General features: G+C 73.8%; 17 protein-coding genes and 1 pseudogene. 11 read left to right on the top strand and 7 right to left on the bottom strand.

Features of this window, described 5'->3' with window-relative positions:
- Window positions 1–152: 152 nt before the first annotated feature.
- From FHX32_RS11450 to FHX32_RS11435, 4 genes are all read left to right on the top strand, one after another.
- Window positions 153–2,456: an immune inhibitor A domain-containing protein gene (locus tag FHX32_RS11450; RefSeq protein WP_167180882.1), complete on the top strand. Its 2,304-nt coding sequence runs from the start codon at window positions 153–155 to the stop codon at window positions 2,454–2,456.
- Between the two features lie 321 nt (window positions 2,457–2,777).
- A complete protein-coding gene (locus FHX32_RS11445) occupies window positions 2,778–5,171 on the top strand; it encodes an immune inhibitor A domain-containing protein (RefSeq protein WP_167182578.1) in 2,394 nt (797 codons plus the stop codon).
- A gap of 233 nt (window positions 5,172–5,404) precedes the next feature.
- Window positions 5,405–5,890 (top strand): hypothetical protein, encoded by a 486-nt coding sequence (locus tag FHX32_RS11440; protein WP_167180880.1) that lies wholly within the window; start codon window positions 5,405–5,407, stop codon window positions 5,888–5,890.
- 77 nt (window positions 5,891–5,967) lie between these two features.
- The gene (locus FHX32_RS11435) at window positions 5,968–6,900 is read left to right on the top strand and encodes an alpha/beta fold hydrolase (protein WP_167180878.1); all 933 of its coding nucleotides are present in this window, start codon (window positions 5,968–5,970) and stop codon (window positions 6,898–6,900) included.
- 1 nt (window position 6,901) lies between these two features.
- Here FHX32_RS11435 and FHX32_RS11430 read toward each other — a convergent pair whose 3' ends face one another.
- Window positions 6,902–7,267: a hypothetical protein gene (locus tag FHX32_RS11430; protein ID WP_167180876.1), complete on the bottom strand. Its 366-nt coding sequence runs from the start codon at window positions 7,265–7,267 to the stop codon at window positions 6,902–6,904.
- Window positions 7,264–10,473 carry an SseB family protein gene (locus FHX32_RS11425; protein WP_167180874.1) on the bottom strand — a complete coding sequence of 1,070 codons (3,210 nt, stop codon included), beginning with the start codon at window positions 10,471–10,473 and terminating at the stop codon, window positions 7,264–7,266. Before FHX32_RS11425 ends, FHX32_RS11430 begins: the two co-directional genes overlap by 4 nt.
- A 152-nt stretch (window positions 10,474–10,625) precedes the next feature.
- Between FHX32_RS11425 and mycP the strand changes: the two genes are divergently transcribed.
- On the top strand, window positions 10,626–11,855 hold the full coding sequence (gene mycP, locus FHX32_RS11420) for a type VII secretion-associated serine protease mycosin (RefSeq protein WP_167180872.1): 1,230 nt from the start codon (window positions 10,626–10,628) through the stop codon (window positions 11,853–11,855).
- 116 nt (window positions 11,856–11,971) lie between these two features.
- Here mycP and FHX32_RS11415 read toward each other — a convergent pair whose 3' ends face one another.
- Window positions 11,972–12,265, bottom strand: coding sequence for a WXG100 family type VII secretion target (locus FHX32_RS11415; RefSeq protein ID WP_167180870.1), 294 nt, complete (start codon window positions 12,263–12,265; stop codon window positions 11,972–11,974).
- Between the two features lie 27 nt (window positions 12,266–12,292).
- Window positions 12,293–12,613, bottom strand: a pseudogene (locus tag FHX32_RS11410) (WXG100 family type VII secretion target).
- Between the two features lie 253 nt (window positions 12,614–12,866).
- On the opposite strand from FHX32_RS11410, the gene eccE reads away from it, so the two are divergent.
- The 4 genes from eccE (at window position 12,867) to rarD (ending at window position 16,881) form a co-directional block, all read left to right on the top strand.
- Complete coding sequence (eccE, locus tag FHX32_RS11405) at window positions 12,867–14,768, top strand: type VII secretion protein EccE (RefSeq protein WP_486481001.1); 1,902 nt, start codon at window positions 12,867–12,869, stop codon at window positions 14,766–14,768.
- Window positions 14,769–14,888: 120 nt separating this feature from the next.
- Entirely contained in the window at window positions 14,889–15,275 is a 387-nt protein-coding gene (locus tag FHX32_RS11400) for a phage holin family protein (RefSeq protein WP_167180868.1), read from the top strand.
- 173 nt (window positions 15,276–15,448) lie between these two features.
- Window positions 15,449–15,949, top strand: a complete 501-nt coding sequence (locus FHX32_RS11395) for a GNAT family N-acetyltransferase (RefSeq protein ID WP_167180866.1) — start codon at window positions 15,449–15,451, stop codon at window positions 15,947–15,949.
- A complete protein-coding gene (gene rarD / locus FHX32_RS11390) occupies window positions 15,946–16,881 on the top strand; it encodes an EamA family transporter RarD (RefSeq protein ID WP_167180864.1) in 936 nt (311 codons plus the stop codon). Before FHX32_RS11395 ends, rarD begins: the two co-directional genes overlap by 4 nt.
- A 48-nt stretch (window positions 16,882–16,929) precedes the next feature.
- On the opposite strand, the gene FHX32_RS11385 is transcribed toward rarD, so the two are convergent.
- Window positions 16,930–17,622, bottom strand: a complete 693-nt coding sequence (locus FHX32_RS11385; RefSeq protein WP_167180862.1) for a zf-HC2 domain-containing protein — start codon at window positions 17,620–17,622, stop codon at window positions 16,930–16,932.
- Window positions 17,619–18,134, bottom strand: a complete 516-nt coding sequence (locus tag FHX32_RS11380) for a sigma-70 family RNA polymerase sigma factor (protein WP_088998064.1) — start codon at window positions 18,132–18,134, stop codon at window positions 17,619–17,621. Before FHX32_RS11380 ends, FHX32_RS11385 begins: the two co-directional genes overlap by 4 nt.
- A gap of 224 nt (window positions 18,135–18,358) precedes the next feature.
- Between FHX32_RS11380 and FHX32_RS11375 the strand changes: the two genes are divergently transcribed.
- A complete protein-coding gene (locus FHX32_RS11375) occupies window positions 18,359–20,485 on the top strand; it encodes a PhoX family protein (RefSeq protein WP_167180860.1) in 2,127 nt (708 codons plus the stop codon).
- Window positions 20,486–20,638: 153 nt separating this feature from the next.
- Here the strand turns inward: FHX32_RS11375 and FHX32_RS11370 are convergent, their stop codons facing one another.
- Window positions 20,639–21,421: an IclR family transcriptional regulator domain-containing protein gene (locus FHX32_RS11370; RefSeq protein WP_167180858.1), complete on the bottom strand. Its 783-nt coding sequence runs from the start codon at window positions 21,419–21,421 to the stop codon at window positions 20,639–20,641.
- A gap of 154 nt (window positions 21,422–21,575) precedes the next feature.
- Between FHX32_RS11370 and FHX32_RS11365 the strand changes: the two genes are divergently transcribed.
- A complete protein-coding gene (locus FHX32_RS11365) occupies window positions 21,576–22,748 on the top strand; it encodes an MFS transporter (protein ID WP_167180856.1) in 1,173 nt (390 codons plus the stop codon).
- Window positions 22,749–22,834 lie beyond the last annotated feature (86 nt).

Below are 22,834 nucleotides of genomic sequence, written 5' to 3'. Positions count from 1 at the left end.
TTTCCTGACATCTCGCCCAGCGATCGTCGCCTCAGGCGCCAATTGACCCGTGACAACGGGCTACTCCTCTGTAAGGGTGAGTGACGCATCACATGACAGTCACGGCCCTGGCCGCGCCCGTCATGTAACAGATCCACAAAGGAGGAGGACCTTTGAGGAGACGAGTCACAGCCGGCCTGGCCACCGCCACGGCCGCGCTGCTGGCGGCGGGAGTCGTGTCGACGCCGGCCTCCGGCGCTCCGGCCGCGGGCCCGACCCCCGGTTCCGACAAGGCGAAGCACGGCAAGGACAACCTCCCCGATCCGATGGCGGATCAGCACCGGGAGGTCCGGAAGCAGGCCATCGCCGACCTGCTCTCCGGCAAGGCCAAGCTGCAGACGCGCAACGGTTCCAAGGTCATCCAGGTCAAGGACGACCTGTTCGTCGAGTACCAGCAGGCGCCGAAGACCGACCCGATCTTCACGATGCTGGTCAACTTCGGCGACCAGATCGACCCCCGGACCGGTGGAGCTGCCGGCCCGGTGGCCAACCAGATCGCCGAGCCGGACCGGAACTGGGACGGCAGCGCCACGGACGACAACAGCACCCTGTGGCGGCCGAACTTCGACCGGGCCCACTACCTGGACATGTTCTACGGTCCGGGTGAGTCGATGCGGGACTTCTACCTGAAGCAGTCCGGTGGCCGCTACACGGTCAGCGGCGACGTCACCGACTGGGTGCAGGTCCCCTACAACGAGGCCCGGTACGGCAGCAACGCCATCTCCGAGGCGGACGGCTACTGGAACTTCGTCAAGGACAGCGCCACCGCCTGGTACGAGTCCCAGATCGCCGCCGGCAAGACCACCGCGGAGATCAAGCAGTACCTGACCCAGTTCGACATCTGGGACCGGTACGACTTCGACGGCGACGGCGACTTCAACGAGCCCGACGGCTACATCGACCACTTCCAGGCGGTGCACGCCGGTGAGGGCGAGGAGGCCGGCGGCGGCGCCCAGGGCGAGGACGCCATCTGGTCGCACCGCTGGGCCGCGTTCCCGAATCTCGCGGGCAGCGCCGGTCCGGGCGAGAACAAGGCCGGCGGCGTGCAGATCGGCGACACCGGCATCTGGATCCGCGACTACACCACGGAGCCGGAGAACGGCGGGCTGGGCGTGTTCGCCCACGAGTACGGCCACGACCTCGGTCTGCCGGACCTCTACGACACCGCCGGTGGCGACAACGGCGTGGGCTTCTGGAGCCTGATGGCCTCGGGTTCGTGGCTGAGCCACGGCACCGACGACATCGGGTCGACCCCGGGCTACATGGACCCGTGGTCGAAGCTCTACCTCGGCTGGCTGAACTACACGGTGGTCGAGGAGAACAGCGGCACCACCCAGGTCACGCTCGGGCCCGCCGGTGACAGCGACGGCCCGAAGGCCCAGGCTGTCGTGGTCAACCTGCCCGCGCAGACCCAGACCACGAGCTACAACACGCCGTTCGGCGGGTCGTACGAGTGGTGGGGCGGCAGCGCCGACGACCTGAACACCACGCTGACCCGTCAGCTGGACCTGACCGGTGCGACCTCCGCGTCGATCACCGCGAAGGCCTGGTACGACATCGAAGAGGACTACGACTACCTCTACGCCGAAGTGTCCACCAACGGCGGGTCCAGCTGGACCCCGCTGAGCAACTCGCTGATCGACGCCGGTGAGACCGGGGTCGACGGCTCGACCGGTGGCAACTGGGTCGACCTCGGCTACGACCTGTCCGCGTACGCCGGGCAGAGCGTGCTGTTCCGCTACCGCTACCAGACCGACGGCGGCGTGCACCTCGCCGGCGCGTTCCTGGACAACGTCTCGCTGGTCGCCGACGGCACCACCGTCTGGACCGACGACGCCGAGACGCTGGCGGCGGAGTGGACCGCGAAGGGCTTCACCCGGATGACCGGCTCGGTCACCGACTCGTACCCGCGGTTCTACATCGCGGAGAACCGCAGCTACTACGGGTACGACGACACCCTGCGCACCGGCGGCTACAACTTCGGCTTCAACAACACCCGGCCGAACTTCGTCGAGCGGTTCGCGAACCACCCGGGCATGCTGGTCTGGTACGTCAACTACGCGTACGGCGACAACAACACCTCGCAGCACCCGGGCTACGGCCTGAACCTCCCGGTGGACGTGCGGCCGGGCCAGATCAAGGTCGGCCAGGGCACGATCAGCAACCGGCGCAACGGTTACGACGCCACCTTCAGCAAGTTCGGCAAGCCGGCCCAGACGTTCCACGTCAACGGGGTGCCGGTCACCGTCCCGGCGCTGGACCCGAACCCGGTGTTCAGCGACAACGGGCCGAACAAGTACTGGAGCGGCGGCAACCCGTGGAACTCGGTGAAGGTGGCCGGTAGCGGCACCCGCATCGAGATCGTCCAGCAGGGCACCGACCCGACCGACGACATGGTGGTCCGGGTCAGCAACTGACGACAGCGACACGAGTGGGGCCGGTGGCGGCGACGCCACCGGCCCCATTTTTGCGTACGCGGACGAATTGATCGAAAGGTGCCGCTTGGCACCCGACGCCGTCCGTCCACCCTGTTCACGGCCGAGGGCGAAAGTCCGGGATGTGACAGCGGGAAGCGTTCCCAACAAAATCTTGCAACAAATCGACGCACGCGTCTTCCCACTGGTCCCACCAGTGTCTATGTTCACCATTGGTCCCACTAGTGGGATCGATTTCCACCGGCCCGTACCCCCGTTGGGCCGGTTCCCTCACACCGGAGGTACCACGTGCGCAAAGTCGCAGTGGGTCTGCTCGGGCTTGGGCTGACAGCGTCGGGGCTGGCGTTCACCACGTCGGCCAGCGCCGCGCCGCAGCCGAAGCTGCCGACGGCCGCTCCGTCGGTTGCCGAGCCCGCCCATGTCGACCACGACCTGCCGAACCCGCTCGAGGACAAGCGCCGCGCCCTGCGTCAGGAGGGCCTGAGCGAGGTCCTCGCCGGCAAGGCCAAGGCACAGCGGATCAACGGCAGCACGGTGGTCAAGGTCGGCAAGACCCAGGCCGAGGGGGCCACCGCCCGCTCCGCCCGGGCCGGCGCCGACCAGACCGAGGACCAGTACGTCGAGCTCTCCCGGGAGAAGACCGACCGGATCTTCGTGATCCTGGCCGAGTTCGGCAACGAGCGGCACCCCAGCTACCCGGACCAGGACACCGACCCGGGCACGCCGGGCCCGACCCGGTTCGACGGGCCGCTGCACAACGAGATCCCGGCGCCCAACCGGGCGGTGGACAACTCCACCGTCTGGCAGCCGGACTACAACGCGGACCACTACCGCAAGCTCTACTTCGGCACCGCGCCCGGTGACGAGTCGCTGAAGCAGTACTACGAGGCCCAGTCCTCGGGTCGCTACAGCGTCGAGGGCACGGTGACCGACTGGGTCAAGGTCCAGTACAACGAGGCCCGGTACGGCCGCTCCGGCGGCTTCCCGTGCGCCTCGAACGTCTGCACCAACACCTGGGCGCTGGTCCGCGACGCCGCCAACCAGTGGGTCGCCGACCAGAAGGCGGCCGGCCGCACCGACGAGCAGATCGCCGCGGACGTCCAGGCGATGGACCAGTGGGACCGGTACGACCACGACTCGGACGGCAACTTCAACGAGCCGGACGGCTACATCGACCACTTCCAGATCGTCCACTCCGGCGGCGACGAGGCCGACGGTGACCCGCACCAGGGTGAGGACGCGATCTGGAGCCACCGCTGGTACGCCTTCGCCTCCGACCAGGGTCGGACCGGCCCGCCGAACTTCCCGGCCGGCGGCACCCAGATCGGCAACACCGGCATCTGGATCGGTGACTACACCATCCAGCCGGAGAACGGCGGCCGCAGCGTCTTCTACCACGAGTACGGCCACGACCTCGGTCTGCCGGACGACTACAACAACATCAACGGTGGAGACAACAACAACGAGCACTGGACCCTGATGGCCCAGAGCCGGCTCGGCGGCAAGAACGACGGCGGCATCGGCGAGCGCGGTGGCGACCTGGGCGCCTGGAACAAGCTCCAGCTCGGCTGGCTCGACTACGAGGTGGTCGTCGCTGGGCAGAAGCGCACCATGACCCTCGGCCCGCAGGAGTACACCTCCAAGGAGGCGCAGGCCGTCGTGGTGGTGCTCCCGGACCGGGAGTACACCTTCGACAACGGCAAGCCGTTCGAGGGCACCAAGCAGTTCTTCTCGGGCAACGAGGACGACCTCAACAGCACGATGACCCGGGCGCTCGACCTGACCGGGAAGTCGTCGGCGGCGCTGTCCATGAAGGGCCGCTACAACATCGAGGCCGACTTCGACTACCTGTTCTTCGAGGCGTCGGTCGACGGGGGTCAGACCTGGACCCCGCTGCCCGGCACGGCCAACGGCCAGCCGCTCAAGGAGATCTCGCCCGGGCGCTTCGCCCTGGACGGCAGCAGCGACGGCCAGTGGGTCGACATCAACGTCCCGCTCGACGCGGTGGCCGGCCAGGCCGCGCAGTTCCGGCTGCGCTACCAGACCGACGGTGGTGTCTCCGACGGTGGCTTCTACGGTGACGCCATCACCGTGACCGCCGACGGCCAGACCATCCTCTCCGACGGTGCCGAGACCGGCGCCGAGGGCTGGACGCTCGCCGGTGGCTTCGAGATCGCCGAGGAGACCTACACCCGGGCGTTCGACAACTTCTACATCGCCGGCGCCAGGCACTACATCTCGTACGACAAGTACCTGAAGACCGGTCCGTACTTCTTCGGCTACACGAACACCCGGCCGGACTGGGTGGACCACTACGCGTACCAGGAGGGTCTGCTGATCTCGTACTGGAACACCCGGTACGCGGACAACGACACCTTCGAGCACCCGGGCGAGGGCCGCAACCTGTACATCGACGCGCACCCGCGGCCGATCTACAACCTCACCGGGCAGGCCTGGCGGGCCCGCGTCCAGGTCTACGACGCGCCGTTCGGCCTGCGGAAGGCGGACTCCTTCACGCTGCACCTCAACAGCCAGCCGCAGTACATCCGTGGGCAGGCCGCGCAGCCGCTGTTCGACGACACCAAGCAGTACTGGTACGCGGAGCTGCCGAACCACGGCGTCAAGCTCCCGGCCGTCGGTGTCAAGATCCGCGTGCTGCAGGAGAACGGCAACTACACCAAGATCCGGATCTCCTGATCCGCTGATCCCGCACCACCACGCGATGCCCGGGCGGGCCACCCGCCCGGGCATCGCCCTTTCCACGGGGGCGGACTCGCGCAACGCCTGGCGCACCGGATGCGGCCAGCGCCCCGGCAGGTGGCGCACCGGAAGTCCGGAGACGCCCCGGCGGCGGATCCGGACGCGTCTCGGCGGCGTTTCCGGAAGCGCCGGGTCGGGAACCCACCGCTGCGCCGGCGCGTCCGATCAGCGTGCGTCGTGCGACCCGTACCACCGTCGCGAGCCTCGCCGCCGCCCTCGCCCTGGTCGGCTGCGCCGGCTCGCAGGAGGGAAGTGCCGTGCCCACGGAACCCACGCCCTCGGCCTCCCCGGCCGACCCGGGCCCGACCTCCGCGGCCGCGACCCCGCCCACCGGCCCCACCGCGGCGGCACCCTCGGGACGGCCCTCCCGCACGACTACCGACCTGCCCACCATGGGTCCGCCGACCGCACCCCCCAGCCGGCCCACCGACCTGCGCAAGGGGAACATCGTGGCCGGTCGGATCACCCGGGGCGGCGCCGGGCCCTGCTACGGCCTGGTCACCGACGACGGCCGCGAGTACGCGCTGCACGGCGTCGGCAAGGGCAGCTTCGCCACCGGCACCTGGGTCCGGGTGACCATCGGCCCCGCCGACCCGGCGGCGGACTGCGGACCAGGCACCCCGGCCAGCATCGTCAAGATCGATCCGGTCGGCTGACCGGGAACGAGCGATCCCGACCACCCGCCGGTGCCGGCGGACCGGCCCGCCGGCACCGGGGTCCTAGGCTGTCTGCCATGACCGAGCAGCACGACGGGTCCGTCGACGAGTCCTGCGTCCTCACCGAAGGGCCGTGGACGCACCGGTTCGTCGGGGCGAACGGCAGCCGGTTCCACGTGGTCGAGGCCGGTACCGGGCCGATGGTGCTCTTCCTGCACGGCTTCCCCGAGCACTGGTGGGCCTGGCACGAGCTGCTGCCGGCGGTCGCCGACGCCGGCTTCCGCGCCGTCGCCGTCGACCTGCGTGGCTACGGCGCCAGCGACAAGCCACCCCGGGGGTACGACGGCTACACGCTGGCCGCCGACATCGCCGGGCTGATCCGCGCGCTCGGCGAACGCTCGGCCACCGTGGTCGGCACCGGCGCCGGCGGCCTGATCGGCTGGACCGTGGCGTCCTTCCACCCCGCCCTGGTCCGGCGGCTGGTGGTGCTCGGCGCGCCGCACCCGCTGCGGCTGCGGGCCGCCATCTTCGCCGACCCGCGCGGGCAGTTCGCCGCGTCCACCCCGGCGCTGAAGTTCCAGCTGCCCCGCTACGAGCACGTGCTCACCCGGGACGGTGCCGTGGCGGTCGAGGAGATGCTGCGCCGCTGGGGCGGGCCGCGCTGGGTGTCCGGGCCGGACTTCGGGGCGTACGCGCAGCGCTGCCGGGAGGCGATGCGCATCCCGCAGGCCGCCTTCTGCGCGCTGGAGGGCTACCGCTGGGCGTTCCGCTCGGTGCTGCGCCTGCACGGCTACCGGTTCGTCCGGCTGATGCAGAAGCCGCTGGTCACCCCGACCCTGCAACTGCACGGCGCGCTCGACCGGGCCTCGCTGCCCCGTACCGCCCAGGGCTCCGGCCGGTACGTGGTGGCGCCGTACGAGTGGCGGCTGCTCGACGACGTGGGCCACTTCCCGCACGTGGAGGCGCCGGAGGTGGTGCTCGGCGAGATCCTGCGCTGGGCGAAGTCTTGACTCAGACCCGCTGCTCGCGCAGGTCGGCGACCTCGGCGGCGGGCGCCCAGCCCTGGTAGACGCCGAAGTCGAACACCTCCAGCCCCATCGCCCGGGCGACCGGCCAGCGCCCGCCGGTGTACTCGACCCGCAGCCAGCCGTCGTGCTCGCCGAGCACGATGAACGGCTGCCCCTGCCACGTGCAGGTGGTCCGCACGTACGCCAGGTCCTCCACCTCGGTGGCCGGCAGCACCCGGACGTACCGGCCGGGGCGCACCTCCTCGAAACCCTCACCCGGTTCGGGCTGGTAGAGCCGGATGTCGTCGCCGTCCGGGCTGGCCTGGTACTCGCGCCCGCGCCACCGGGCCACGTAGCCGTCCCGGATCACGGCGCGTCCACCTGGCGCCAGAGCAGCGCGTCGGTGTCCAGCACGGCGACCATCCGCTCGGTGCCGTCCGCGCCGATCCGCCACAGCTGAGCGCCGTGCGGCAGCCGGGCGCTGTCCACCTTGAACTCCGCGACCACGTCACTGCTCTCGCCCGGGGCGAAGCCGTTGCCCCGGAAGGGCGCGCGTTCGATGACCCAGCCCTCCATGGCCCGCATGGCGGCCTCGTTCTGCCCGCCGTAGGGGATCCGGTAGAGGCTGGGCCGGTACGCCGGCCAGCGCAGCACGTAGATCTCCTCGGCGTTCCGGGCGAACGGCGAGTCGGGATAGCCCAGGCCGAGGGCCTCGTACAGCTGAGCCGGCGTGGTCAGGTGGGCCAGCTCGCTGGCCCGGTGCACGAACCCGGAGACCCGGTCGTAGCCGCGCTCCAGGTAGTAACCGAGCTGGCTGGGGGCGACCGCCTTCTGCATGACGACCGGGCGGGCCGGGTCGGCGGCCGGCGGGGTGTACCGGGGGCGCTCGGCCGCCTCCGGCGCCGTCGGCGTCTCGGGCTCGCTGTCGGCGTCGTCGCCGAGGCCCACCTCAGCGGCCCAGTTGGCCAGCCCGACGATCTGCTCACCGGGCAGCTTGGCGCCGACCGGGGTGCCCGGGTTGACCGCGAACGACCACGCCTCGTCCGGCCAGCGCCGGATCAGCTGGACGAACCGCACCCGTACCGTCTCGACCGGCGCGTCGGTGTGGTCGGCGAGCCGCTCCGGAGACGTGTAGACCACGACGAACGTCTCCCCGTCCAGCTCCTCGGTACGCCAGACGAAGCCGGGCTCGCCCGGCCGGCTGCCCGGCGCGGACTCCGGGGACACCGGCAGCAGGACCCGGGCCAGCAGCAACGTGGAGAGGAAGGTGTCGGTGCTGCCCGTCCCGGCCGCGTCGAGCAGGTCCTCCTCGACCGGGTTCGCCGGCTGGAACTCGGCGACCGGCGCGGGGGACGGCTCGGCCGCCGGACCGGTCCCGCCGGTGCCGGCGTCCCGGGGATCGGCGTCCGCGGCCGGGGCATCGGTGTCCGGTCCCGCAGTCGGGGCGTCGACGGTGTGCATGTCGGTGGCCTGCGGGGTGGCGTCCGGATCGGGCACGGTCCACAGCGGGCCGGTGTCCGCGAGATCGGAGGCGTTCTCCGTCGCCGACCCGGCCGCCGGCGCCGCCTCGGGCGCGGTACCGGCCTGGGGTGTCCCCGCCTCGCTCTGGACCGGGATCCAGGCGGGGTGCTCGGCCGGAGCCGGCTGATCCGGAATCCACCCCGACCGATCGGAGGCACCAGGCTGATCCGGGATCTCGCCGGAACCGGACGATGACTCCGACGCCGAACCCGTCCCCGCCACCTCCGCGTCGGACGCCTCGTTCGCAGCCCAACCGGCGCTCGGCCGGTCGGCCGGCGCCACCGACTCGACAGCCGGCCCGGCCGGGATCGTCCCCGCCACCTGCGGCTCACCCGCCTGGTCCGGGAGCCAACCGACGGTCCGCCGGTCCGCCGTCGCCGCTTGCGACGAGGACCGGGGCGGGATGTTCCCGGCCGCCTGCGGATCGGCCACGCGTTCCGGCCCCGGAAGGCCGTTGTCCGCCGGTCGCGCCGACCAGGCCGGCGGACCCGCCACCCCGGCGCTCGGCGCTGCCGCCGATCCGGCGGCCGATGCGGTGGAGCCGGCGCCGGCCGATCCTCCCGGCGGCGCTGTTCCGGCGCCGGCCAGTCCTCCCGACGACGCGGATCCGGCGCCGGCCGGTCCTCCCGACGACGCGACGTCGGACGAGTTGGGGACAGGTGGACCGGAGGCGTCGGCCCCGACCGGACCGGGGACGGGTGCGGCGGAGACCGGTGGCCCGGCGTCGAGCGGCTCGGTGAGGTCGCGGGACTCGACGATGGTCCCCTCGATGACGATCGGGGTGAACCCACGTCGCGGTGCGGGTGGCCCGGAGACCGGCTCCGCGGCCGACGGCGGCAGGTCGTCCGCCGGGTCGGCGGCGGCCGGGGCGGGTCGGCGACGCGGCAGCGCCTGGGTCGTCTCCTCGTCCGGCGGCGGGCCCGGGTACGCGCCCTCGGCCGGGACCGGGATGGCCCGGGTCACCTCGTCCGGCGGTGGCGGCCACTGCGCCGAGCCCCGGGCCGGATCGGGTCGGCTCGGCGGGGTGTACGGCTGGCTGGTCGGGAACGCCTCGGTCGGCCCGCCCGGCACCGGATCCCCGGCGGGGCGACGGCGGGGGAACGGCTGGCTGCCCCGCGCGAAGCGGGACGGTGGCACCGCCCGGTCAGCGGGCCGGACCGGGTCGTCTCGGTAGGCCGAGCCGCGACCGGACGCCGGCTCGAAGAAGGAACGTGGGGCGGTCCGGGCGGGAGCGTCCCCGGTGGGCCGGCCGTTCGCCGGTGGCCGGGGCTCGGCCACCGGCCCGGATGGCGGGACGCCGGGCTGGGCGTGAGTCGCCGGATCGCCGGTGCCCGGGGGCGGAGACGCGGGCGGGGCGGGGCGAGCGACCCGCCCGAGGTCGGAGCGGTCCGACCGGGCCGGGTCCGCCGGGTAGGGCGGCGGGACGGGTGGGCGGAGCGCCTCGACCGAGCGACGGTCCCGCGCCGACCCGACCGGGCCGGCGGGGGTCGCGACCCGAGGTGGCAGCGGCACGGTGGGCGGTTCGGGACGGGGCGGGGCGACGTGCTCGGCGGCCGGTGGGCGGACGGCTGCCGTCGGGGAGCCGCCCGGCAGGCTTCCCGCGCCGGCGGCCCGCGCCCGGGCGATCGTCTCCGCCCGCTCCAGCCGGGCCCGCGCGCCCATGGTGCGGCCGGGCAGCCGGACGTCGCCCCGGGAGAGCTGCGCGACGTACCAGGCCGGCAGGTAACCCTCGATCGGCAGGCCGGGATTGACGGCCAGCCACCACTCGTGGTTGGGCCAGCCGCTGGCCAGGTCGGGATAGCTGGTCAGCCGGCTCGCGCCGGCGTGTTCGCCCAGGCAGGCGCGCATGGCGGCGGCGGAGGTGAAGGCCAGCACGTGGGTGCGACCGGCCGTGGTCCAGGTGCCCCAGCCCGACGCCTGCCCCAGCGCCGGCTCGGGCACCGGCAGCAGCAGGTCGGTACGGGCCAGGATCCGGAAGTATCGCTGCTGGTCGTTGGCGCGCAACGCGTCCCGCAACGCGGCCTCGGCCTCGGTGGCCGGCTCCCATCCGGTCACGGCCACCCCTCCTCCCGCGAACAGGCCATAGGCATCGCGTACAACCTACAAGGTAGTAACAAGATCACAATGGCAGGCTGGCGGCGGTGCGCCGGTTCTGGAAGAAGGCGCTAACATCCCGTTCCGGAGTCGACACGATACGGAGGCGGTCGATGTCCCGCTCCCCCGCGCGCCCACTCCTGGCGGCCCTCGCGGCCGTCCTGGCGACCACCGCGCCGGCCGCTTCCGCCACCGCCGGCACCACCCTCGCCCGGGCCGCCGCGCCGGACTGCGCGACGCCGCTGGCCCCGGCCCGGCCGGTGTCCGCGCCACCCTGGCCCCAGCAGCGGTACGCCCCCGAGCGGCTGACGCCGCTGGCCACCGGGGCGGGGGTGACGGTGGCGGTGGTCGACTCCGGGGTGGACCGGCGGCATCCGCAACTCGCCGGCCGGGTGCTCGACGGCACCGACCTGCTCGACCCGGGCGGTGACGGCACCAGCGACTGCGCCGGCCACGGCACCGGCGTCGCCAGCATCATCGCCGCCGCCCCGCGGCCCGGGATCGCGTTCCGGGGGCTGGCCCCGGGCGCCCGGATCCTGCCGGTACGGGTGAGCGAGCAGCAGGTCGTCGAGGGGCGGGAGTCGGGGCGTACGGTCAGCGCCGGGGAGTTCGCCCGGGCCATCCGCTGGGCCGTCGACCACGACGCCGACGTGCTCAACCTCTCCGTCGTGTTGTACGTGGACAACCCCGCCGTGCGCGCCGCGATCGGCTACGCGGTCGACCGGGACGTGGTCGTGGTGGCCGCCGCCGGGAACCTGCACGACAGCGGCGACCCGCGGCCGTACCCGGCGGCGTACGAGGGGGTGCTCGGGGTGGGCGCGATCGGGGTGGACGGGTCGCGTTCCGCCTTCTCCCAGACCGGCCCGTACGTCGACCTGGTCGCGCCCGGCAGTGGCGTGCTGATGGCCGCACCCGGCCGGGGCCACCACCGGGCCGAGGGGACCAGCTACGCCGCGCCCTTCGTGGCGGCCACCGCCGCGCTGCTGCGGCAGTACCGACCCGGGTTGACCGCGGCCGAGGTGGCGCAGCGGATCCTCGCCACCACCGACCCGGCGCCCGGCGACGGCCGGGGCGGCGGGTACGGCGCGGGGGTGCTCAACCCGTTCCGGGCGGTCACCGAGACCGCCGGCGGGGTCGCCACCCGGCCGCGCCCGGCCACCGCGCTCGCGGACGACCGGCCCGATCCGGCGGTGCTGGCCGCGCGAGCGCGTCGGGCCACGGCACAGGACCGGGCGCTGCTGGTCGCCTCGCTCGCCGCTACGGTGGTGGCCGTGGCGGCGCTGGCCGCCCTGGTGGTGCCACGGGGTGCCCGCCGGCGGTGGCGCCCGGCCGACCCGGCCTGACCCGGCACTCAGGCGCCGGCCTGCCGGCGGTCACGTCGGCGGGCGCAGGCCTGGACGTTCAGGGCCGTGTCGCCGGGTGGCGCCGGCCGGGCCGGTCGCCACCCGACGGGCCGGGATCACTGGAACAGGCCGACGTTCTTCTTCTCGGTGTCGAGGTAGTCCGCCGCGGAGTCGTCCACCGCGAGCTTGATGTCACGCAGCATGGCCTGCAGGTCCTGCGAGGCGGAGCGCCACCGGGCCTGCCGCTGCTCGTACGCCTGCCGAGCCTCACCGGTCCACCCGGCCACCAGCGGGGCGGCGTCCCGCTCCAGCTGCCCGAGCTGCGAGTCGAGCGTGTTCAACGCCTTCTGGATGTCCGCGCCGGCCTGTTGCAGCGCGGCGAAGTTGACGACCAGCACACCGTGGTCCATCGGATGGCTTCCTCTCCCGTTCACGGTCTACAGCGGTAGCTGGATGCCGCCGCGGTTGGTGGTGGACACCCGGCCGGCGGCCTCGGTGTCCGCGACGTCGTACTGCTGGCCGGCGGTGCGGATCGCGGAGGCGGTCTCCCGCAGCGCCCGCTGCAAGGCGGCCTGGTCCTGCGCCCACTGCTGCTTGACCTGCTCGAAGGAGCGCCCGCCGGCGCCCCGCCAGGCCTGCTGCAACACCTCCAGCTCGGCCATCAGGCTGCTCAGCATGGTCTGCAACGACTGGTCCACCTGCTCGAACTTCGCGGCGGTCTACTGCATCACCGCCGCTTCTGCCTGGGTCTGGGACACCCGGACGTCACCTCGTCTCATCGGTCGTGGCTGGCCGTCGGCGCGCCCGCCTCAGGACGCGCCGCTCGCGCCGCCCGGGACACGAGCTTGGCGGGCGCGGGTCAGCGGAACTCGTCGCTGACGGTAGCGGCCCGATCGCTGTCGTGCTACCCCGCCCGACTCCCCTGTGGACAACCCGGCCCCCGCGACGTCAGCTCCCGCCGTTACTATCGGCGGCAGCCATGTCGCGGCGAGTGATCGGGTAGGAGGCGGGGTGCCCACGACCACCAGCACGAGCCGGGCCACTCCGATCGACGGCTCGCCGCCGGACCCGATCGTGGCCCCGCCGATTCCCGGTCCGACGGCCGAGCGGGTGACCCCGGCCGGGTCGGCCCGATGCGCCGCTCCGCCGGCACAGTGGAGCCCCGCCGGGCGCCGGCCACACACCGGCGTGCGCGCCGGTCAGGTCGTCGCCACGCAGGTCGCGGTGGCGCTGCTCGCCGCCGCCGTCGGGCAGGGGCCGGCCCCGGCCGTGGCCGCGGTGGCGGTGGCCGCGCTGCTGGTGCCGGCCGCCTGGCTGCGGATCCGCGGTCGCTGGCTCTTCGAGTGGCTGGCCACCGCGCTCGGCTACCTGACCCGGCGGCGCCGGCTGCCCGGTTCGGCCGACCCGGCGGCGCTGCTCGACCTGGTCGACCCGGCCGCCGTGGTGCGCTCGACGGAACTGGGCGGCGGGCCGGCCGCGCTGGTCGACGACGCGACCGGCCTGGTCGCCGTCCTGGAACTCGGCGACCCGGCCGACCTGCTCGGCGACGGCCCGCGGCAGCTGCCCGCGCCGGCATCGCTGCTCACGGCGGCCTCGCCGGACGGGCCGCCGGTGCGGGTGCAACTGCTGCTCACCGGGGCACCCGCACCGACCGTCGACGCGGGCGGCGGCGCCGTCGCCACCTCCTACCGGCAGCTCACCGACGGGCGGCTGGCCGCCCGTGAGCACGCCGTGCTCGCCGTCCGGGTGCTCCGGGTCGACGGCTGGTCCGACGCGGAGCTGCGGCGCGCCCTGGCCGGTGCCGTGCGCCGCCTGGTGCGCCGGCTGGGCCCGGTCACCGCACGTCCGCTGGGCGAGCAGGCCGCGCTGCGCGTCCTCGCCGAACTGGCCCACCACGACGGACGTCCGGCGCAGGAGTCCTGGCAGGTGGTGCGCTCCGGCGGCCTGCTACAGGCCAGCTTCCGGCTGCGCCGCTGGCCCGATCCGCGGGTCGAGGCCGGGCGCCGGCTGGTGCCCCGGCTGCTCGCGTTGCCGGCCACCGCCGCCACGGTGTCGCTCTGCGCCGGGCCGTGGGCCGCCGCAGGCCCGGCCGGCGCGCCCACCGAGCTGACCGTACGCCTGGCCGCGGCGACCCCGGCGGAGCTCGCGGTGGCCGCCCAGGCCCTCGACCGGCTGGTGGCCGGCGCCGGCGGCGAGCTCCAGCGGCTCGACGGCGCGCAACTCGACGGGCTGGCCGCCACCCTGCCGCTCGCCGCGGTCGGCGTCGGGTTGCCCGGCGGCCCGGTCCCGGAGCCGCCGGAGCTGCCGTTCGGCGAGGCGGGGCTGATGATCGGCAGCAACCGGCACGGCGGTGCGGTGACCGTCCGGCTGTTCCGGCCGGAGGGCACCCGGGTGATGCTCGTCGGCGGGGTACGCGCCGCACAGCTCGTGGTGCTGCGCGCGCTGGCGCTCGGCGCCCGGGTCGCGGTGCAGACCGCCCGGCCGCTCAGCTGGGAGCCGTTCGTCCGGGGCGCCGGCACGCCGGGCGGCGCGATTCCACTGCTTCCGCCGGGCCGGCCGGTCGGCAACGCGCCCGGAGCTCCGCTGCGCCCGCAACTGCTGGTTGTCGACGCGCCGCTGCCCGTCGGGTCCGAGCCCGGCCCGCCCTGGCGGGCCACGCTGCTGGTCCGGGACGAGCTGACCCCGGCGGACGCCGACGCGCTGGGCCGGGTCGACCTGGCGGTGCTGCAACCGCTCAGCCCGCCGGAGGCCGCGCTGGCCGGGAGCGCGCTGGGCCTCGGCGGGTCCGCCGAGTGGCTGACCCGGATCCGGGACGACATGGTGGCGGTGGTGAACCGGCGGGCGTTGCGGTGGGCACTGCTGTCGCCCACCCCGATCGAGGCGCACCTCATCGGCCGCCCCTCCCGCCGCTGAGCCGGGCCGCCGCCGCCCGACCATCCCGCTCGCGGCCGACCGGGCAGTCCCGCCGTCGCCGGCCCGATTCGTCGATCTCTCGGGTTCCGCCGATGCGCCGTCCGTGGCACGATCCCCGCCATGGGTTTTCTCAAGGGTCTGCTGATCCGCCTAGCCGTCACGGCGCTGGCCTTCTGGCTGGCCACCCTGGTCATTCCGGGCATCACGCTGGATTCCGACTCGGCGACCGAGACGGTCACCACGCTGATCCTGGTGGCGATCATCTTCGGCGTGGTCAACGCGGTCCTCCAGCCGGTCATCAAGACCGTCGGTTGCGGTTTCTACCTGCTGACCCTCGGGCTGATCGCACTGGTGGTGAACGGGCTGCTCTTCCTGCTCACCAGCTGGATCGCCGACCAGGCCGGGCTGCCGTTCCACGTGGACGGTTTCTGGCCGGCCGCGGTGCTCGGCGCGCTCTTCGTCGGCATCGTGACCTGGATCCTCGGCGCCCTGCTCGACCGCGACTGACCGCCGACCCCCGGTAGCCGCGCGAGGGCGCACGTTCAGAGAATGTGCGCCCTCCGGGCGGGGGCGTCGACACGTTCTTCGGAGCGGGCGGGGACTCCGGGGTCGGGCGGCGGTGGACCAGTGGGCGGGAATTGGCCCGTGTGCCGGGCGGGTGGGCGGTCTAGCCTCGCAGGGTGTTCACCCTGACCCGTGACGACGGCTACCTGCTCAGCACCGACCCGGACCGGATCGACCTGGACCGGGTGCACCACTGGCTCTCCACCGACGCGTACTGGGCGATCGGGCGGAGTTGGGAGACGGTGACCCGGGCATTCGCCGGCTCGCTGCCGTTCGGCGTCTACCGTCCCGGTGACGGGCGACAGGTGGCGGTGGCCCGGGCGGTCACCGACGGGGCCACCTTCGCCTGGCTCTGCGACGTCTACGTCGACCGGGACGAGCGCGGCCGGGGCCTCGGCAGCTGGCTCGCCGAGGCGGTCCGCGACCACCTGGACGCCCTCGGCGTACGGCGGATCCTGCTGGCCACCAACGACGCGCACGGGGTGTACGCGAAGGCCGGCTTCACCCCGCTGCCGGAGCCGCAGCGGTGGATGCAGCTCGACCGGCGCGACCAGGCGGTGAGCCAGCTCACCGGCAAGGAGCAAAGCGGCGGTTCACCCCTTACGGTGGAGGCGTGACGCCACTCCGGCTCGGATACCTCTACGGCATCGGCGCGTACCTGCTGTGGGGGTTCTTCCCGCTCTACCTGAAGCTGCTGCGCCCGGCCGGGCCGCTGGAGATCCTCGCGCACCGGATCGTCTGGTCGGTGGTCTTCGTGGCGCTGCTGCTGGCCGCGCTGCGCAACATCGGGTTCCTGCGGGCGCTGCTGCGCCGCCCCCGGGCAGTGGCGGGGATCGGCGTCGCGGCCGCGCTGATCGCTGTCAACTGGGGCACCTACATCTACGGGGTGAACTCCGGCCGGGTGGTGGAGACCGCGCTCGGCTACTTCATCAACCCGCTGGTCGTGGTGCTGCTCGGGGTCACCGTGCTCCGGGAGCGGCTGCGCCCCGCGCAGTGGGTGGCGCTGGGCATCGGTGGGCTGGCCGTGGCCGTGCTGACCGTGGACTACGGCCGGCTGCCGTACCTGGCGCTGACCCTGGCCCTGAGCTTCGGCGGGTACGGCCTGGTCAAGAAGCGGCTCGGGCTGCCCGCCGCGGAGGGGCTCTTCGTCGAGTCGGCGGTGCTGGCGCTGCCCGCGCTGGCCTACCTGGGGTGGCTCACCACGGCCGGGGACGCCGCCTTCGGCCACGTCTCCGCCGGGCACACCGCGCTGCTGATGCTGGCCGGCGCGGTCACCGCCGTCCCGCTGCTGCTCTTCGCCGGCGCGGCCAACCGGCTCCCGCTGACCAGCCTGGGCATGATCCAGTACCTGGCGCCGATCCTCCAGCTCGGCTGCGGCGTACTGATCTTCCACGAGCCGATGCCGCCTGCCCGGCTGGCCGGCTTCGCCCTGGTCTGGGCCGCGCTGATCATCTTCACCGTCGACGCGGTGCGCCAGTCCCGGCGGACCCGCGCGGCGCAGGCTGCCACCCGCCGGGCGACCGCGGCCGCCGCGCCCGCCACCCGCTGAGCGCACCCGCCGCCGGTGATCGCCCGGCGGCGGGCCGGTCCGCGCCGCTCAGCGCACGTCGTGGGCGAGCACGGGGGTGCCGTCGGCGCGGAGCAGCTCCAGCCGCACCAGCTCCGCGTCGGTGAACCGGGTCGCGCCGCTGATCCGCAGGTCGTCGCCGGGCGCGGCGAGCCAGGAGCCGATCTGCTCGGTGGCGCCGTCCGGACCGTGCGCCACCAGCCGGAAGGTGTACGCCTTCCCGTAGCCGGGCCGCGCCTCGTACCCGCAGCGCATGGTCACCTGGGTACCCCACTCGGTGCCGGTCAGCGCGACCTCCGCGTGCACCGGCACCGTGCCGGCCACCGGCTGCATGGCGACCATCTGCGGGTCGCCCGCCGGCCCCGGCCCGGTACGGGGCAGCAGGGTGGCCGTACCGACGCCGACCACCAGGGCGAGCGCGGCCGCGGCGAGCGCGGTCAGCGCGTACCGCCGGCGGATGGCCGACCGCTCGCGGCGCCGGCGCTCCCGCGCGGCCGCGAGCAGCTCGGGCATCCGGGTGCTCTCCGCCGGTGGCGGCAGGAACTGTTCCAGCCCGGCCGGGTCGAGCCGGCCCAGCAGGCCGGGCAGTACGGCGATCTCGGCGACCGCCTGTTGGCAGGCGGCGCAGCCGGCGAGGTGCCGCTCGTAGGCCGCCCGCTCGGCGGGAGCCAGCGCACCCAGCACGTACGCGCCGTCGTCGTGCGCGAACTCGCACCGGGTCATCCCGTCACCCCCATCTCGGCCAGGACCAACCGTAGTGAGCGCAGGGCGTAGTGCGTCCGGGACTTCACCGTGCCGGGCGGCACGCCCAGCCGGGAGGCCGCCTCGGCCACCGAGCGCCCCTGGTAGAAGCACTCGACCAGCACCTCGCGGTGGGTCGGGCTGAGCCGGTTCAACGCCTCGGCCACGGTCCAGGCCTCCACCGCACGCTCCGCTTCGTCGACGGTCTCCGGTGGCTCGGGCAGCTCGTCGGTGTAGACCTCGCCGACCCGGGTGGCCCGGCGCCGCCAGGCGTCGATGGCCAGGTTCCGCGCGGTGGTGAAGAGCCAGGCTCGGACCGAGCCGCGCCGGGGGTCGAGGGACTCCGGATGCCGCCAGGCCCGCAGCAGGGTCTCCTGCACCAGGTCCTCGGCCCGCTGCCGGTCGCCGTTGACCAGCCGCAGAGCGTGCGCGTACAGCGCCTCCGCGTGCTCGTCGTGCAGCGCGCGAAGCAGTTGGGCGTCGTGGTCGCTGATGGCTGTCTCCTCGCTTCCGGCGCGCGTCCGGCGGTGCGTTCGCTCGGTATTACGTGCGGTCACGCCGATCGGTTCAGCCGCAGGTCATCGCGGACGTCCCGGCGAGGTGTTCATGCCCGGTTCACGCCGCGGCCGACGACCGCTCACCGCGCCCTCCTAGCGTCCGCCGGGTACGCACCAGCTTCTTCCGGCGTGCATCGACCCCTTTCAGGAGGCACCTCCCCATGAGCGACCGTCCCCGGCTGCTCCCGCTGCTCGGCGCCACCCGCCACGGCGGCCGTGACGCCATGACCTGTCTGTACCGGTGCGGCAACGCCTGCGACCACCCGGTGCCGAACACCTCCGACAACACGTACTTCGGCGATGTGGTCAGCGCCGAGGTGACCCGCCGTGGCGTGGTCCGGGCCGGCGCGGTCGGCGCCCTGGTCCTCGGCTTCGGTGGCGCCGCGGCCGGCGCGCTGGCCGGTGCCGCGCCCGCGGCGGCCGCGCCGGGCACCCCGGTGGTGCCCGAGGCCGCCGGATTCGGCCGCCCCGGCCGGGGCGTGGGCAGCGGCGCGCTGACCTTCAAGCCGATCCCGCCGAACAAGCTCGACACCCTGGTGGTGCCGAACGGGTACGACCACTCGGTGGTGATCCGCTGGGGTGACCCGGTGCTGCCGGGCGCGCCCGAGTTCGACCTGCACGAGCAGACCGCGGCCAAGCAGGCCAAGCAGTTCGGCTACAACAACGACTTCGTCGGCGTGCTGCCGCTGGACAAGCAGGGCCGGCGCGCGCTGCTCGTGGTCAACCACGAGTACACCAACGAGGACCTGATGTTCCCCGGCTTCACCAGCCAGGACGCGCTGACCGTGGAGCAGCTGCGGGTCGCGATGGCCGCGCACGGCATGTCCGTGGTGGAGCTGGAGCGGGTGGGTGGCACCGGGCAGTGGCGGCCGGTCGGCAAGGGCCGCCTGCCGTACAACCGGCGGGTCACCGCGCTCAGCACCAGGTTCGAGCTGACCGGCCCGGCCGCCGGCTCGGCCTGGCTGCGTACCGCCGCCGACCCGAAGGGCCGGACGGTGATCGGCACGCTGAACAACTGCGCCGGCGGGGTCACCCCGTGGGGCACGGTGCTCTCCGGCGAGGAGAACTTCAACCAGTACTTCGTCGGCGGCGACGGCGTGCCGGCGGAGCTGAAGCCGAAGCTGGAGCGGTACAGCATCACCACCGGCGCCCGTTACCCCAGGGGCAGCCGCAAGTGGGAGCGCGCCGACGAGCGGTTCGACCTGGCGAAGCACCCGAACGAGGCGCACCGGTTCGGCTGGATCGTCGAGATCGACCCGTTCGACCCGGAGAGCCGCCCGCGCAAGCACACCGCGCTGGGCCGGTTCAAGCACGAGGGCGCGAACGTGATCATCGCGAAGAGCGGGCACGCGGTCGCGTACATGGGTGACGACGAGCGGTTCGACTACCTGTACAAGTTCGTCTCGGACAAGAAGTTCCTGCCGGGCAACTCCTGGGTCGCCCGCAAGCACAACCTGACCCTGCTGGAGTCCGGCACCCTCTACGTCGCCAAGCTCGACGAAACCAGTGCCGGCGAGATCGACGGCTCCGGCAGGCTCCCCTCGGACGGGGCGTTCAACGGCCGCGGCCGGTGGATCAAGCTGGTCAGCGGCACCCGCTCGTACGTCGATGGGATGACCGCCGCGGAGGTGCTCACCTTCACCCGGCTGGCCGGCGACAAGGTCGGCGCGACCAAGATGGACCGGCCGGAGGACGTCGAGCCGAGCCAGCTCACCGGCAAGGTGTACGTGGCGCTGACCAACAACACCAACCGGGGCGTCGGCAGCAACCCGAAGGCGGACGAGGCCAACCCGCGTACCGCCAACAAGCACGGCCACGTGCTGGAGCTGGTCGAGGACCGGGGCGACAACTCGGCCGAGACCTTCGGCTGGTCGGTGCCGATCGTGGCCGGCGACCCGGCCGATCCGTCGACCTACTTCGCCGGGTACGACAAGACCACGGTCTCGCCGATCTCCTGCCCGGACAACGTCGCCTTCGACGCCACCGGCAACCTCTGGATCTCCACCGACGGCAACGCGCTGGGCAGCAATGACGGCCTCTTCGCCACCGCCGTCGAGGGCCCGGAGCGGGGTCACCTCAAGCAGTTCCTGACCGTGCCGCTCGGCGCCGAGGCGTGCGGCCCGTTCATCACCGGCGACAACCGCTCGGTCTTCGTGGCCGTGCAGCACCCCGGCGAGATCACCGGGGCGTCCGTGCAGAAGCCGGCCTCGACCTGGCCGGACGGGGACTTCGCCAAGCCGGGAGTGGTGGTCACCTGGCGGCTCGACGGCGGCCCGGTCGGCAGCTGACGTCACTCGGGCGGTCCCGGCGCCGGACCGCCGGCGGGGCCCTCTCCCAACCGGGGAGAGGGCCCCGTGCCGTCATCACGCTCTTCGCGGTGCCCGGTGGGCCGACCGGCGCACCGCCGTGCCGGCCCGCCGCCTCCGGCCACCGCCCCCGGCTCAGCTCTCGGCGGCGATGCCGTCGGCGATGGCCCGGGCGGCGGTGAGCAGCTTGGCGCGTACCACCCGGGCGGAGGTCATCATCTCGCTGGCCGGCAGCGCGCAGGCCAGCACCACCCGGCGCTCCATGTCCTTGTCCGGGGCGACCAGCACCGCCGCGCAGGCCACGCCCTGCCGGAACTGCCCCAGCTCCAGCTGCATGCCGCGCCGCTCACCGGCGGCCAGGTCGGCCTCGAACGCCTCCACGTTGGTCAGCGTGGCGCTGGTGAACGGCCGCATGCCGTACTCCCGCAGGTAGCGGAAGCGCTGTTCGGCGGTGAGCGTGGCGAGCAGCGCCTTGCCCAGCGCGGTGGCGTGCGCCCCCTCGTCGAATCCCGGGACCAGGTCCTCCAGGTACGGCGTACGCGGCCCCTCGGCCATCGCGGTGAGCGCCACCTGCCCACCCACGAACCGGCCCAGGTAGTGGCTGTAGCCGGTATCCGCGGCGACCCGGCGCAGGCTCTCGCCGACCGCCGGGGGCCCGCGGAACGCGGTCACCAGCTCGCGGTAGCGGTCCGCGACCTCGAGGCCCACGATGTACGTGCCGTCCTCGCGACGGATCACGTAGCCCTCGTAGGCCAGGGTGCGGACCAGGTGATAGGTCGTTGCCACGGTCAGCTCGCACCGCCGGGCGATCTGCTTCACGGTCAGCCCCTTGGGGGCACGGCCGACCGACTCGAGCACTCGTAGCGCGCGGGACACGCTCCGGATCAGATCCGAAGGCTCCGCCAGGGGGTCGCGCACAACCACCTCCGCCGCCGGGGACTTACACCATATGAAATACCGGCCGGGCGCGAAATGCCTGTTCGGGTGGAGGATGCCAGATCGTCATGGACGAGTTGTGCTTCAGCCGACACGATGCGTGCCGTGAGCTGGGCTCGCGTAGGTTTGCCGCATCATGGCCGACACCGCGCTGCACCCGGCTCCCGCGCCGGCCCGACCCGTTCGGGCCGCCGCCGGCGCCGTCGCCGTCACCATCGCCTCCGTCCTGCCGGTCTTCCTGGTCGGCGGGCTCGCCGTGCAGTTGGGCGCGGACCTCGGTTTCTCCCCGGCCGGCCTGGGCCTGGCGGTGTCGGTGTACTTCGGGGTGGGCGCGCTGGCCTCGATGCCCTCCGGCGCCCTCGCCGAGCGGTACGGGCCGGCCCTGGTCGCCCGGGCCGCCATCCTGATCTCGGCCGGCAGCCTGCTCGCCATGGCGGCGCTGGCCCGCTCCTTTCCGGTGCTGCTCGGGCTGCTCGCGCTCAGCGGCACCGCGAACGCCCTCGGCCAGATGGGCAGCAACGCCGCGCTGGCCCGGCACGTGCCACCGCGGCGGCAGGGCCTGTCGTTCGGGGTGAAGCAGGCGGCCATCCCGGTCTCCACGCTGCTCGCCGGCGTGGCGGTGCCGACCGTGGCGCTGACCGCCGGGTGGCGCTGGGCGTTCGTGGCGGCCGCCACGGCCGCGCTGGCCGCCTGGATGGCCGTACCCGCGCGGGAACCCCGCCCGGCCCGGCGGGACGCCAGCGCGCGCGCCAGTCGGGCCACCGGGGCCCTGGTGCTCGTCGGGGTCGCCGCGACGCTCGCCGCGGCGGCCGCGAACGCGCTCGGCACCTTCCTGGTCGACTCCTCGGTCGATCGCGGGCTGGCGCCCGGACCGGCCGGCCTGACCCTGACCCTCGGCAGCGCGGTCTGCGTCGCCGCCCGGGTCGGCGCCGGCTGGCTCGCCGACCGCCGCTCCGGCGGCCACGTGGCCGTCATCGCCGGCATGCTGGTGGTCGGCGCCGGTGGGCTCGGCCTGCTCGCGCTGGCCGGCACCGGGCCGCTGGTGGTCGGCGTGGTGCTCGGCTTCGGCCTGGGCTGGGCCTGGCCGGGGCTGATGAACTTCGCGGTGGTCCGGCTGCACCCGCAGGCGCCGGCCGCCGCCACCTCGATCACCCAGACCGGGGTGTACGCCGGCGGCTGCCTCGGCCCGCTCGCCCTCGGCACGGTCGCCGCCCACGCCGGCTACCCCACCATGTGGGCCGCCGCCGCCACCGCCATGCTCCTGGCCGCCGTCCTCATGCTGACGGCCACCCGCCTCCTCCCCCGCTGACGGTTCGGCGCGTTGATCATGAGGGTGTTGCCATCCGCGTCGGCGTGTCGCCGCAACAACTTCATGATCAACGGCGGGGCCGGGCG

The organism is Micromonospora sp. CNZ280, assembly GCF_011759515.1.
Note: the sequence above shows the minus strand (reverse complement) of the source record. Positions and strands in the feature narration are given on the sequence as shown.

Coding starts and splice junctions, on each gene's coding strand:
- FHX32_RS11435 (WP_167180878.1), top strand. CDS start 5,968: ATGACCGAGCAGCACGACGGGTCCGTCGACGAGTCCTGCGTCCTCACC.
- mycP (WP_167180872.1), top strand. CDS start 10,626: ATGTCCCGCTCCCCCGCGCGCCCACTCCTGGCGGCCCTCGCGGCCGTC.
- FHX32_RS11415 (WP_167180870.1), bottom strand. CDS start 12,265: ATGGACCACGGTGTGCTGGTCGTCAACTTCGCCGCGCTGCAACAGGCC.
- FHX32_RS11400 (WP_167180868.1), top strand. CDS start 14,889: ATGGGTTTTCTCAAGGGTCTGCTGATCCGCCTAGCCGTCACGGCGCTG.
- FHX32_RS11385 (WP_167180862.1), bottom strand. CDS start 17,622: ATGACCCGGTGCGAGTTCGCGCACGACGACGGCGCGTACGTGCTGGGT.
- FHX32_RS11375 (WP_167180860.1), top strand. CDS start 18,359: ATGAGCGACCGTCCCCGGCTGCTCCCGCTGCTCGGCGCCACCCGCCAC.
- FHX32_RS11365 (WP_167180856.1), top strand. CDS start 21,576: ATGGCCGACACCGCGCTGCACCCGGCTCCCGCGCCGGCCCGACCCGTT.